Source organism: Pseudomonas sp. P7759, from assembly GCF_013386445.1.
GTDB lineage: Bacteria > Pseudomonadota > Gammaproteobacteria > Pseudomonadales > Pseudomonadaceae > Aquipseudomonas > Aquipseudomonas azotoformans_A.
Map to the genome: position 1 here is coordinate 89,487 of NZ_JACART010000045.1, position 13,387 is coordinate 102,873.

A 13,387-nucleotide genomic window follows, 5' to 3' on the forward strand; every position below is an offset into this window, starting at 1 on the left:
ACACAAAGAAAAAGCCACTCAAACGAGTGGCCTTTTTTTGCCTGCGATTTAACAAGTTAGGCCTTGAATTCCCTCCCCTACATGAGTGGCAACCTATCCTCATCGCGATTGATCTGCTGTCGCCACGAGTGAAGGTTTCTACGCAAGTGCGACCTCCAGCTCACTCAAGTAGTTGTACAGGTTCGCCGCCTCCGGCGACAGGCGCGTCGCATCCGCCACGCCGACATACAAGGTCCGTGACGCCCATTCTCCCTCAAGCGGTATCGCCCGCAGCTTGGACGCCAGCAACTCGGGATGCACCGACCCCAGCGGCAGTATGCCGATCCCCAGTCCCGCTTCGATCATCCGGCAGATACCATCAAAACTGCTGACCTGGATACGCACCTTGAGACGCTTGCCGGTGCCGGCAGCGGCATCGTTGATGCGGCGCAGCAGCGAGCTGCCTTGGTTCAAGGCGACATAATCGAAGTCCAGCGTGTCCGCCAGCGTCACGCTTGAACGCTGCGCCAACGCATGGGTTTGCGGCACCAGCACCACCAACCGGTCACGTCGATAGGGCCGCATGTGCAAGCCGGGAGCGGGCACGTTGTCGGCAAAGATGCCGATCTCGGCCTCGCCGTTTTCCACCGCGTGAATGGTGCGATCGCTGAGGGCTTCTTCCAACTCGATGCGCACATGCGGGTTGGCGGCCAGGAAACTCGCCAGGTCCGCCGGCAGGAACTGGATCACCGCCGATGTATTGGCAAACAACCGCACGTGGCCGCGTACACCCTTGGCGTAGTCGTTGGCGTCATGGGCCATTTGCTGGGCCACGTCGAGCAGGGTGCGCGCATGCTCGGCCAGGCCGCGTCCGGCCGGGGTCAGTTGCAGGCCACGGGGCACGCGGGTGAACAGGGTGCAGTGGGTGACGCGTTCGAGTTCGGCCAGCCGTTTGCTTGCGGCGGAAACGGTCATGTGTGCGCTGTTGGCGGCCTGGGTGAGATTTTCTGTTTTGGCGGCCAGCACCAGCAGGCGCAGGGAGGCCAGGTCCAGTTGCAGCAAGTTGATCATTTCCACCTCCGTGTTTCCAGTCAGGAAAGAGTAGTGGAAATCTTTGACATTCTCACGGCCTGTTTTTGAGGGGATTATCCGGCCATCACCTCCAACAAGAACGGACAACGTCATGAGCCTACCCCTGGAAGGCATCAAGGTGGTCGAAATGGGCCAACTGATTGCCGGGCCTTTCGCCGCCAAGATCCTCGCCGAGTTCGGCGCCGAAGTGATCAAGATCGAACCACCGGTCACCGGCGACCCCCTGCGTAAATGGCGCTTGCTGCACGACGGGACGTCGGTGTGGTGGGCCGCCCAGTCGCGCAACAAGCAGTCTGTCACCCTCGACCTGCGCCAGGTCGAAGCCCGTGACGTGGTCAAGCGGCTGGTCAAGGACGCCGACATCCTGATCGAGAATTTCCGCCCTGGAACCCTGGAGAAATGGGGGCTTGGCTGGGATGAGCTGTCATCGATCAACCCTGGCCTCGTGATGCTGCGGGTCTCTGGCTACGGCCAGACCGGACCTTATCGCGACTTGCCAGGCTTTGGTGTAATCGGTGAAGCCATGGGTGGCCTGCGCCATCTCTCCGGCGAGCCGGGCCGTACGCCGGTGCGGGTAGGGGTGTCGATCGGCGACTCGCTTTCCGCGCTGCACGGCGTGATCGGTGTGCTGCTTGCCTTGCGCCACCGCGAGCAGAATCGCGGTGCTGGCCAGCAGGTGGATGTGGCCTTGTACGAGTCGGTTTTCAACATGATGGAAAGCCTGATTCCCGAGTATTCGGTGTTCGGCAGCGTGCGCGAACCGGCCGGCAGCAGCCTGCCAGGCATCGCGCCGACCAATGCCTACCGTTGCAAGGATGGAAAGTACGCCTTGATCGCGGGGAATGGCGACAGCATCTACCGGCGCCTGATGGAAAAGATCGAACGTCTGGACCTGGCCGACGACCCGGAACTGGCGCAGAACGACGGCCGCGTGCGCCATGTGGCGCGCATCGATGCAGCGATTTCCGCCTGGACGGCCGAGAGAAACCTCGATGCGGTGCTGGCCGCGCTGAAGGACGCCAACATCCCCTCCGGCAAGATCTACGACGCCGCCGACATCGCCGCCGACCCCCATTACCAGGCCCGCGACATGCTGCTCGCCAGCCAGTTGGACGACGGCACCGCCGTCACCTTGCCCGGCATCGTGCCCAAGTTGACGGCGACACCCGGCCGCGTGCACTCGCGCGCACCCACGCTTGGGCAACACACCGATGCGGTGCTCGACGGCATCGGTATCGACGCGCCGACCCGCCAAGCCTGGCGCGCTCGCGGCCTGATCTGAATCAAGGAGTAGCTCTATGAAACGCCTGTACCTGCAGGAAGTCGCGACCCGTGACGGCTTCCAGAACGAAAAGACTTTTATCGACACCGAACAGAAAATCGCCTTGATCGACGAACTGAGCCAGTGCGGCTACGCGAAGATCGAAGTGACCTCGTTTACCTCACCCAAGGCTATCCCCGCGTTGCGCGATGCGGAGGCCGTGATGGCCGGGATCCATCGTCAAAAGGGCGTGGAGTACACGGTGCTGGTGCCCAACGTGCGCGGAGCCGAACGGGCGCTGGGTTGTGGCATCGACGAGGCCAACCTGGTGATGTCGGTGAGCGAGCCGCATAACCGCTCCAACCTACGCATGACCCGTGATCAATCATTTGCCCAGTTGAGGGATGTCGTGGGGGTGATTGGACATGGGCCGGTGGCCGTCAATGTGTCGTTGTCCACGGTGTTTGGCTGCCCGATGCAGGGCGATGTGCCGGCGGACGATGTGTTGGGATGGGTCGAGCGTTTTGCCGAGTTGGGCGTGCGCGGCGTCACGCTGTGCGACACCACCGGCATGGCCTATCCCACACAGGTGGAAGCCTTGTCGCGGCAAGTGCGCGAGCGCTTTCCCGAGCTGCAACTGACCCTGCATTTCCACAACACCCGTGGTATGGCCCTGGCCAATACCCTGGCGGCGTTGCAGGCCGGGATCGACCGTTTCGACGCTTCGCTGGGCGGCCTTGGCGGGTGCCCCTATGCACCCGGCGCCAGCGGCAACGTGTGCATGGAAGACCTGGTGCACATGCTCGACCTGATGGGCTATGACACCGGCCTGCAACTGGACCGCGTACTGGCCGCCTCTGCCCGGTTACCCGGCCTGATCGGCCACGCCACCCCCAGCCAGATCCTCAAGGCCGGCAAGCGCCTGTACCTGCACCCCATTCCCGAACACGTCCACACCCTGACCCAACAGGTAGCCCATCATGATTGATCATCTCGACCACCTGGTCCTCACGACTATTGACCTGAGCGCCTGCAAAGACTTCTACACCCGCGTCATGGGCATGCGCCTGGAGACCTTTGGCAACGGCCGCGTCGCCTTCCGTTTTGGCAACCATAAAATCAATGTGCATGAGCGTGGGCATGAGTTCGAACCCAAGGCCCATCTGCCGGTGCCTGGCGCGCTGGACCTGTGCTTTATCGCCAGTATTCCCCTGGAAGCAGTGATTGCCCATTTGAAGGCTGAAACCTGGCCGATCATCGAAGGCCCGGTGCTGCGCACCGGCGCAACCGGCCCGATTCGTTCGGTGTATGTGCGCGACCCCGACCTTAACCTCATCGAAATTTCCGAGCAGGTGCCCGCATGAATATCGTGTTTCTCGACGGCGCGAGCCTGCCGTCTCCATTGGCGCGTCCTGCCCACGCCAGCCACTGGACCGCGCGTGAGCACACCCGCCCCGATCACGTAATCGAAGCCCTGGCCGACGCCGACGTGGCGATCACCAACAAGGTGCGCCTGGACCGCGCCACTCTTGAGCAATTGCCGCGCCTGAAGCTGATCTGCGTGGCGGCGACCGGCTACGACTGCGTGGATCTCGCCGCCTGCCGTGATCAAGGCGTGACGGTGTGCAACGTGCCGGCCTACAGCGCGGTCAGCGTGGCGGAGTCGGTGATCGGCTCGCTGTTTGCGCTGCGCCGTCACTTGATGGCGTACCGTGTCGCCTCGGCGCGCTTGTGGCCACAGTCTTCGCATTTTTGCGTGCACGGTGCGCCGATCCAGGACCTGCAAGGCTCGACCCTGGGCATCGTCGGTCGCGGCGACATCGGCAGCCGTGTCGCGCGTCTGGCCAAGGCCTTGGACATTACCGTGCTGTTTGCCGAACACCGTGGCGCGCCGCAGGTGAGGGCGGGCTATGTGGCCTTCGAGGAGGTGTTGGCCAAGGCGGATGCGCTGACTCTGCATTGCCCGCTGACGCCCCAGACCCGTTATCTGATCGGCACCGCCGAAATCGCGCGGATGAAACCCGGCGCCTTGCTGATCAATACCGCTCGCGGTGCATTGGTGGACGAAAACGCCGTCCTGGCCGCTCTCGCCAGTGGTCAATTGGGCGGCGCCGCACTGGATGTGCTGCACGTGGAGCCGCCGCAGGCGGACCACCCGTTGCTGCACTGTGAACACCCCAATCTGCTGATCACGCCCCACGTTGCCTGGGCCAGCCAAAGCAGTGTCGCGCGCCTCAAGGCGGTGCTGCTGGACAACATCGAGGCATTCGCCGCCAACAAACCGATCAACGTGGTGACCTGAAACCCCAGCGACGTCCCTCACAAACCCTATAGGCAGAGCCATGACAAAAATAATCAGCTCGTCGATCCAAGCGCTGCCACAGCGCACACCGTTCTACCAGCACCTGTATGTGCAAGTGCTCGCAGCCATTGTGCTGGGGGTGATCCTCGGTCATTTCAGCCCAAGTTTGGGCGAACAGATGAAGCCCTTGGGCGACACCTTCATCAAGCTGATCAAGATGCTGATCGCGCCGATCATCTTCTGCACGGTGGTCAGCGGCATTGCCGGCATGCAGGACCTCAAGCGCATCGGCCGCATCGGCTTCAAATCCCTGATCTACTTTGAAGTGCTGACCACCATCGCCCTGGTGATCGGCTTGATCGGTGTCAACCTGCTAAAACCGGGCGCGGGCATGCATATCGACCCGGCCAGCCTGGATGCGTCGGCCATCGCCGGCTACACCAAGGCGGCCCACGATCAGAGCGTGGTCGGCTTCCTCACGCATATCGTGCCCAGTACGGTGTTCGGCGCGTTTACCGACGGCGACATCCTCCAGGTGCTGTTCATCTCGGTGTTGTTTGCGTTTGGCCTGCAGTTGCTGGGCGATACCGGCAAACCCTTGCTGAACACCATCGATCTGGTGGCCAAGGCGTTTTTCCGTATGCTCAAGATTGTCATGTACCTGGTGCCGCTCGGGGCTTTTGGCGGCATGGCGTTCACCGTCGGCAAATACGGCGTGCAATCGCTGGGGGCCTACGTGAACCTGTTAGTGTGCTACTACATTACCGGGTTGGTGTTTGTGTTCGTGGTGTTGAACCTGGTCGCGCGATTGGCCGGTTTCAGCCTGTGGAAGTTCCTCAAGTACATCCGTGAAGAACTGGTGTTGGTGTTGGGCACCTCGTCCTCGGAATCCGCCTTGCCGCGCCTGATGGGCAAGCTGGAAAAGCTCGGCTGTGAGAAGTCCACTGTCGGCCTGGTGGTGCCCTCAGGCTACTGCTTCAACCTCGACGGCAGCTGCATCAACATGACGGTGCTGGCGATCTTCATTGCCCAGGCGCTGGACATCGATGTGTCGCTGTATCACCAGGTGACCTTGCTGTTGATCCTGCTGCTGACCTCCAAAGGCGCGGCGAGCGTGACCGGCGGTGCATTCATTACCCTGGCCGCCACCCTCGGCTCCATCGATGTGATCCCGGCGGCGGGGCTGGTGCTGGTGCTCGGCGTGTACCGATTTATCTCGGAAGGCGGTGCGCTGATCAACGTGATCGGCAACGGTGTGGCCACGTTGTTCATTGCCCGCTGGGATGGGGCGTTGGATCGCGAGCAACTCAAGCGTGAGTTAGGGTAGGGCGCACGGCTTTTTTGAATCTGTCTGGAGTGCCCCCCACTCCAGACCTCTACGACCCCGTCCGTTTTCCTCTCTTCGTAGCATTCCAAAAGCGACCTGATACTTTCCTATAACCGACTTGTCGGTATTTTGTCGTTCTCGTCTAACTCTATGAATTACATATAAAAAATATTATTTGGTTTGTGTTTTGTGTGAATTATATTTGTATACACAGAAAATACATTCTCTTGACCCTCCGTTTTTCCCATGCGAGTCTCGCTTCAACAGGCCGCCCTCAGCGCTGCCGAACCCTTCCTTGTTGTTCCAACACACCGGCCTTTGAACAGGGCCAGAAACTATAAATACAACGTAGATCGAGGCGCGCCATGAAGAACTTTTGGAAAACCGTTTGTGCGGTTGCGTTAGTGGGTGTGGTTGCGCTTCCGGTGCAGGCCGAAGAAAAAACCATCACGGTCGGCACCATGTCCTGGGAAGACCTGACGCCGATTACCGGCATTACCAAGAAGGTATTGGAGAACGCCGGCTATACCGTGAAAGTAGTTGAGTTCTCGGAAATCGGTATTGCCTATGCGGCCCTGACCAAGGGTGATGTACAAGTCCTGGCTTCACAGACCGATTACGCCACCCAGGACTACTGGAACAAAAACAAGAACCGCCTGGAAAAACTCTCGCCGGTTTCCTATGGCCTCTACCAGGCGATCGCCGTACCCAAGTACGTCGATATCGATTCGCTGGAACAGCTCAACGATTACGCCGACAAGTTTGGCGGCAAGATCATCGGCATCGAGCCGGGTTCAGGGTTGATGAGCGACGCCAATAAGGCGGTTAAGGATTACGGATTCAAACTGCAGTTGCTCGAAGGCAGTACTGCCGCGATGACGGCCGCCTTGAAGTCCGCCGTAGACCGCAAGGAGTGGGTCGCGGTCACCATCTGGGAGCCGTCGTGGATGGCCCAGAAGTTCGACCTTAAGTTCCTCAAGGATCCCAAGGGTTCTTTCGCTCCCCCGCAGGCCTATTACTGGATCGGTCATAAGGGCTTCACCGCTGAATACCCCCACGCCCGCGAAGTCATCGCCAGCGTCTACGTGCCGCTTGCCGACATCACCGCTATCAACGGCGCCGTCAAGGACGGCAAGAGCATGGATCAGGCCGTTGCGGGCTGGGCCGACAACCATGCCGACTTGATGAAACGCTGGGCCAATATCAAACAATAAACCTCACTCTTTTTTGCCACTGCCGGGTACAGATAACGCGTTCTGATCAATTAGAAAAACCAGTCGAACTGGTTCAATAGGCTCAAACATGACAACGCTCAAAATAGACACTAACGAAGTGCTTGTGGATTGCCAGTCGGTCTGGAAGATCTTCGGTCAGAATGCCAAGGCGGCGATGCAAGCGGTGGTTCACAAAGGGCTCGGCAAAACCCAGGTGCTGCAGGATTTCAGCTGCGTGGTGGGGGTGTCGGATGTGAGCCTGCAGGTTCGCCGCGGTGAAATTTTTTGCATCATGGGTTTGTCCGGCAGTGGCAAATCGACCCTGATCCGCTTGCTCAACAAACTGATCACCCCCAGCGCCGGGAAGGTGCTGGTCAAGGGCAAGGATTTGTCCGCTTTATCTCCCGCACAGTTGCGCGAAGTGCGGGCCAAACACATTGGCATGGTGTTTCAGAGTGTGGCGTTGTTGCCCAACCGTACCGTGCTGGAAAACACCGCTTTCGGCCTGGAAGTGCAGGGCGTTGGCAAGGCCCAGCGTTATCAGGTGGCGGAGCGTGCGCTGGCCAAGGTCGGCCTGAGTGACTGGGCTTCGCGCTACCCGAGCGAGCTGTCTGGCGGCATGCAGCAGCGTGTCGGGCTGGCGCGCGCGCTGACTGCCGACCCGGAAATTATCCTGATGGATGAGCCGTTCAGTGCGCTCGACCCCCTGATCCGTCGCCAGTTGCAGGACGAGTTCCGCCAGCTCACCAAGGAGCTGGGCAAGTCCGCGGTGTTCATCACCCACGACCTGGAAGAGGCCATCCGCATCGGTGACCGCATCGCCATCATGAAGGACGGCGTGATTATCCAAGTCGGCACGGCCGAAGAGATTGTGTTGAACCCAGCCGATGACTATGTCGCCGAGTTCGTTGCGGGCATCTCGCGCTTGCACCTGGTCAAGGCCCATTCGGTGATGACGCCGGTGGCGCGTTATGCACAGGCGTTCCCCCTGTGCGATTTCACCCGGCTCACTCAAACCACGCCAGAAACCGATATCAACGCACTGATTGGCTTGACCATGGGCGCCGATCTTGAGCCGTTGGCGGTGGTCGAGCGGGGCGTCGTGGTGGGCATCATCACACCTGGGGATCTGCTGCGCGGCGTGCAGGGCATTCCCAACGAGGCCCAGGCCTTGGCCCCGGTGTTGGAGGCGTCGATATGAGTACGCCGGACTTCTCGGTACCGTTCGATGCCGCTGTAGACGCCGGCCTGATGTGGTTGCAGGACAATGGCGAGTTTTTCTTCGACGCCGCCAATACGGCCCTGACCGCCGTATTTAAAGGCGTGCAGTGGTGCATCGCTGCGCCGCCGTTCTATGTGATTGCCCTCGTCATCGGCCTGCTGGGCTGGCGCATGGTGGGGCTGCGCTTCGCGGTGTTATCGGCGCTGGCCTTGCTGCTGTGTGAAGTTATCGGGCTGTGGCCCGAGACCGTCAGCACCCTGGCGCTGGTACTCACCGCCACGCTGTTGGCATTGCTGGTGGCGGTGCCGTTGGGCGTGTTGGCCGGGCTCACGCCGGCGTTCGATCGTGTGGTCGACCCGTGCCTGGACCTGGTCCAGACACTGCCGCCCTATATCTATCTATTGCCGGCGATTGCCTTGCTCGGCTATGGCCCGGCGACGGCGCTGCTGGCCACGTTTATCGTCGCGGTGCCGCCGGCGCTGCGCCTGACCTCCCTGGGCATACGCATGACGCCCAAGGAGTTCGTCGAGCTGGGTGATGCCAGCGGCGTTACCGGCTTGCAGATGTTCTTCAAGATCCGCTTGCCCTTTGCGATGCCGAGCATCATGGCCGGGGTCAACCAGAGCCTGATGATGGCATTCGGCATGGTGGTGATTGCCGGTATCGTCGGCTCCGGTGGGTTGGGCGAGTCCATCTACGGTGCGGTGCGCACCCTGGACATCGCCAAGTCGATCAATGCGGCGCTGGCCATCGTCATCCTCACGATGATTCTCGACCGTCTTGCACAAAGCGCGGCTGAATCGCGCCGAGGAGCCAGTCAATGAGCCTTGCTGATTTGCGTATCTCGCCGGGTGAGTTTCTGGCCCCTGCCATCGACTGGCTGAATACCCACCTGCACGGTCTGTTCGTGCTGATCGGCAAGGTGATCGAGGCCTCGTTGGGTGTGATCGAGGGCCTGCTGCTTGCGCCCCATGCCTACGTGTTGATTGCCATCGTGGTGGTGCTGGCATGGATCTTCGCCAACTGGCGCGTGGCGCTGTTTGCCGGTTTGATGTTGGCGTTCTGCCTGTTTGCCGGGCTGTGGGTGGCGTCGATGCAGACCATCGCGCTGGTCTCGGTGGCGGTGCTGATTTCCGTCAGCGTTGCGTTCCCCCTGGGCATTCTTGCCGCACGGGTCAAGCGTGTGGACGCGGCCTTGCTGCCGATCCTGAACATCATGCAAACCGTCCCGCCGTGGGTGTACCTGATCCCGGCGGTAATGCTGTTCAGCCTGGGGCGCGTGCCGGCCATCATTGCCACCATCGTGTATGGCATCCCACCGATGCTGCGACTGACCACCTTGGCGTTCAAGCAGTTGCCCAAGGACCTGCTGGAACTGGGCCAGGCCATGGGTGCATCGCCACGGCACATCCTGCTCAAGATCGAATTGCCCACGGCGGCGCCCACGCTGCTGGTGGGGCTGAACCAATGCATCCTGTTGTCGCTGGCGATGGTGGTGTTGGCCGGATTGGTCGGGGCCGGGGGCCTTGGCGCCGAAGTGACCCGTGGCTTGACGCGAATGGAGATGGGCCTGGGCCTGCGTGCCGGCCTGGCGATTGTGGCGGTGGCGCTGTTGCTCGACCGTTTGTCACGCGGCGCATTGCAACGCCAGGCACGGCGGGTATGACGTGGTAGTGCGACGTCAATTCAGTGGTGCTATGCATGGCAAGAACTTGCGTTACCTCAATGATCATCACGGCCAGGAGGTGCGCAAGGCGCGGGCGGGGTTTGTATTGCTGGAGCACTTTTCGCTGCCGGCGTTTACCCAGGCGCTGGACACTATCGTCACCGCCAACCTGTTGCGCGCGGATCTGTTCGCCACGCGCACCTTCGGCCTGGTCTGCGATGAGGTGGTGAGTGACCTGGGCCTGGTGATCCGTCCCGACGCGCGCCTGACCCTGGAGGCTGTGCTCGATCTGGATTTGCTGGTGATCTGCGGCGGTTATCGCACGCCGCTGCGTTACAACGATGAATTGACCGTACTGCTGAGTGCGGCGGCGGAGCAGGGCGTAACGCTGGCGGGCGTGTGGAACGGTGCGTGGTTTCTGGGGCGGGCGGGGCTGTTGGAGGGATACCGATGCGCGATTCACCCCGAGCATCGCCCTGCATTGGCCGAGATCGCGCGGCTCAGTCATGTCACCAGTGAAGCCTACGTGGTGGACCGTAACCGTCTGACGGCATCGAGCCCCACCGGCACGTTCTACATGGCGCTGGAGTGGATCCGCAGCTTGCACGGCAAGAGCCTCACCGACGGTATTGAAGACATCCTGGCGTTTGAGGCGTCGCGCTTTCGCCGGATCAAGCCGATGTTGAACGTTTCGGTCAGTGGGCCGCTGCGCGAAGTGATCAACCTGATGGACGTCAACCTCGAAGAGCCGTTGCAAATGGTCGACCTGTGCCTTTACGCCGGGCGCTCGCGGCGACAGATCGAGCGGCTGTTCAAGGAGCAACTGGGCACCTCGCCGCAACGCTATTACATGGACCTGCGCATCACCGAGGCAAGGCGCTTGTTACAGCACACCTCGCTGACCATTGTCGAGGTGTCGGTAGCCTGTGGTTTTGTCTCGCCCAGCCATTTCAGCAAGTGCTACAGCGCCTATTTCGGCCATCGTCCGTCCAAGGAAATCCGCCTGGTAAAATAGCTGGAAAGCCCCGCTGGCAAAGGGTTTCAACTGAATTTAACACTGTGTATTTTAATTGTAGACACAAAGTATTTTGTTGTTTTATAGTGCGAATACAGGTAGTAGACCGTGTGCACTTACTACTAGGAAGGTTTCACATGGCTACCAAAGAACTCACTACACCGGCTTCGGCTGAGCCAAGCATCGATCGCAAGGCAGTACTGGGTGAAGCGCTGCGGCGTCGCATCCTCAGCATGGAACTGGCACCCGGTGCGGTGGTGGACGAGCTGGCGTTGTGTGATGAATTCGGTTTGTCGCGCCCACCGGTGCGTGAACTGATGCGGCAGATGGCGGCGGAAGGGTACATCGACCTCGAAGCCAACCGCGCCGCGCGGGTGTCGGCCATGAGTTACCAATCGCTGCGCAGTTTTTTCCTGGCGGCACCGCTGATTTACATCGCCACTACGCAATTGGCCTGCTCACACGCAACGCCTGCCGAGGTGGTGGAGTTGAAGCGTATCCAGGCGCTGTTCCGTATCGCTATCGAGGAAAAAGATGTCGAGAACCGTGTGCTGTACAACGACGAGTTCCACCTGCAAATCGGCAAGATGGCCCACAACGCCTACCTGATGCCGAGCTTGCAACGCTTGCTGATCGACCACGCACGCCTGGGCAAAATCTTCTATCGCCATCCGACCACCGTCGACATGCAGGAAGACCTGGAAGTGGCCGCGCAGCAGCACGACGAGATGATCCATGCAATCGAACACCACGATCCGGTCTCGGCCGGGGAAATCGTGCGGGCCCACCTCGAACTGTCCCGTCGGCGGATGTCCGAGTACGCGGCGCCCGAAGGCCTGGATGTAGCGCTCACCTTCTGATCGGTTGATGCCGGGCCAGTGTGACGCGATGCAGACGGGTAGCTGTTAGCTCTAACAACTATAAAAGAACCCAGGTCGCGAAAATGGCACTCATCAGAAACACCCCGGCAGACGATTCAACCTGTGGCTGGTTTCACCTCAGCCCACCGCGCGTGGCACGCCCGCGCCACAGCGGTATCCGCTCGGCGCGCTGGGCCGTGGTCGGGGCGGGGTTCACCGGCCTTGCGGCGGCGCGTCAACTGGCGCTGAATTTTCCGGATGACGAGATCGTGTTGATCGAAGCCCAGGAGGTCGGCTACGGCGCTTCCGGGCGCAACGCCGGTTTTGCCATCGACTTGCCCCATGACATCGGTGCCGAAGACTACATCGGCGACATCGCCACCGCCCGGATCAGCATGGAGCTCAATCTCGCCGGGCAGTCCATGCTGCGTGCGCTGGTAGAGCAGCACAACATCAACTGCCAGTGGCGCGATTGCGGCAAGTACCAGGCCGCCGTCGAAGACCGTGGCATTGCCGTGCTGAATGCCTACCGCCGTGGCCTCGACAAACTCGGCCAGGCCTATCAAGTGATCGAAGCCGACGATATGCCCAACCACATCGGCACCGGTTTCTACCGCAAGGCCCTGTTCACACCGGGCACCGCACTGGTGCAGCCAGCGGCGCTGGTGAAAGGGCTGGCGGACACCTTGCCGGCCAACGTGACGCTGTACGAAAACACCCCGATTACCGAAGTGGAGTACGGCGACAAGACCGTGTTGATCCACAAGGGCGGGCGCATCATCGCCGACAAGCTGGTGCTGACCAACAACGCGTTCGCCATGAGCTTTGGTTTCCTCAAGAGCCGCATGCTGCCGATCTTCACCTACGCCAGCCTGACCCGACCGCTGGACGAAGACGAGCAGGCACGCCTGGGTGGTCATCCATTCTGGGGCGTAATCCCCGCCGACCCGTTTGGCACTACGTTGCGCCGCACCGTCGACAACCGCCTGCTGGTGCGCAACAGCTTCAGCTTCAACGCCGACGGGCGCAGCAACCCCAAGTACCTGCAGCGGTTCGTCAAGCGCCACAAAGAGTCCTTCGACCGCCGCTTCCCACTGCACCGCGAGGTGACGTTCGACTACACCTGGGGAGGCTCCCTCAGCCTGTCGCGCAACCATATGGCGCACTTCGGCGAGTTGGCCAAAAACGTCTATGGCGCGCTGTGCTGCAACGGCCTGGGCGTCACCCGCGGCACGGTTACTGGCACCTTGCTGGCCGAATGGCTGGCGGGCAAGCGCAATCACCTGGTGGACTTCCTGTTGACGTCCCCGGGCCCGAGCAGAAACCCACCGGAGCCGCTGTTATCAGCGGGTGTAAACATGAACTTGCTATGGGGGCAAAGCCGCGCCGGCCAGGAAAGCTGATTCGCAACACGCTCGTTACGCAATACCGAACTTAATCTATTGATTG

General features: G+C 60.9%; 13 protein-coding genes. 12 read left to right on the top strand and 1 reads right to left on the bottom strand.

The window, feature by feature from the left end; all coding sequences use genetic code 11:
* Positions 1-138: 138 nt before the first annotated feature.
* Entirely contained in the window at positions 139-1,050 is a 912-nt protein-coding gene (locus HX823_RS25710) for a LysR family transcriptional regulator (RefSeq protein WP_177077303.1), read from the bottom strand.
* Positions 1,051-1,162: 112 nt separating this feature from the next.
* On the opposite strand from HX823_RS25710, the gene HX823_RS25715 reads away from it, so the two are divergent.
* The 12 genes from HX823_RS25715 (at position 1,163) to HX823_RS25770 (ending at position 13,341) form a co-directional block, all read left to right on the top strand.
* Positions 1,163-2,353, top strand: coding sequence for a CaiB/BaiF CoA-transferase family protein (locus tag HX823_RS25715; protein ID WP_177077305.1), 1,191 nt, complete (start codon positions 1,163-1,165; stop codon positions 2,351-2,353).
* A 16-nt stretch (positions 2,354-2,369) separates the two neighbouring features.
* Complete coding sequence (locus HX823_RS25720; RefSeq protein WP_177077307.1) at positions 2,370-3,320, top strand: hydroxymethylglutaryl-CoA lyase; 951 nt, start codon at positions 2,370-2,372, stop codon at positions 3,318-3,320.
* Positions 3,313-3,696, top strand: a complete 384-nt coding sequence (locus tag HX823_RS25725; RefSeq protein ID WP_038851397.1) for a VOC family protein — start codon at positions 3,313-3,315, stop codon at positions 3,694-3,696. Before HX823_RS25720 ends, HX823_RS25725 begins: the two co-directional genes overlap by 8 nt.
* Positions 3,693-4,634 carry a D-2-hydroxyacid dehydrogenase gene (locus HX823_RS25730; protein ID WP_177077309.1) on the top strand — a complete coding sequence of 314 codons (942 nt, stop codon included), beginning with the start codon at positions 3,693-3,695 and terminating at the stop codon, positions 4,632-4,634. Before HX823_RS25725 ends, HX823_RS25730 begins: the two co-directional genes overlap by 4 nt.
* A gap of 40 nt (positions 4,635-4,674) precedes the next feature.
* Entirely contained in the window at positions 4,675-5,961 is a 1,287-nt protein-coding gene (gene dctA / locus HX823_RS25735) for a C4-dicarboxylate transporter DctA (RefSeq protein ID WP_177077310.1), read from the top strand.
* Positions 5,962-6,326: 365 nt separating this feature from the next.
* Entirely contained in the window at positions 6,327-7,175 is an 849-nt protein-coding gene (locus tag HX823_RS25740; RefSeq protein ID WP_177077312.1) for a glycine betaine ABC transporter substrate-binding protein, read from the top strand.
* Positions 7,176-7,263: 88 nt separating this feature from the next.
* Positions 7,264-8,376, top strand: coding sequence for a glycine betaine/L-proline ABC transporter ATP-binding protein (locus tag HX823_RS25745; protein WP_177077314.1), 1,113 nt, complete (start codon positions 7,264-7,266; stop codon positions 8,374-8,376).
* A complete protein-coding gene (locus tag HX823_RS25750; protein ID WP_038851404.1) occupies positions 8,373-9,221 on the top strand; it encodes a proline/glycine betaine ABC transporter permease in 849 nt (282 codons plus the stop codon). The genes HX823_RS25745 and HX823_RS25750 overlap by 4 nt, the downstream gene beginning before the upstream one ends.
* A complete protein-coding gene (locus tag HX823_RS25755) occupies positions 9,218-10,063 on the top strand; it encodes a proline/glycine betaine ABC transporter permease (protein ID WP_016979689.1) in 846 nt (281 codons plus the stop codon). The genes HX823_RS25750 and HX823_RS25755 overlap by 4 nt, the downstream gene beginning before the upstream one ends.
* Before the next feature lies 1 nt (position 10,064).
* Complete coding sequence (locus HX823_RS25760) at positions 10,065-11,078, top strand: GlxA family transcriptional regulator (RefSeq protein ID WP_177077317.1); 1,014 nt, start codon at positions 10,065-10,067, stop codon at positions 11,076-11,078.
* Between the two features lie 137 nt (positions 11,079-11,215).
* On the top strand, positions 11,216-11,938 hold the full coding sequence (locus HX823_RS25765) for a GntR family transcriptional regulator (RefSeq protein WP_177077319.1): 723 nt from the start codon (positions 11,216-11,218) through the stop codon (positions 11,936-11,938).
* Between the two features lie 83 nt (positions 11,939-12,021).
* Positions 12,022-13,341, top strand: a complete 1,320-nt coding sequence (locus HX823_RS25770) for an FAD-binding oxidoreductase (RefSeq protein WP_038851410.1) — start codon at positions 12,022-12,024, stop codon at positions 13,339-13,341.
* The last annotated feature ends 46 nt before the right edge of the window (positions 13,342-13,387 follow it).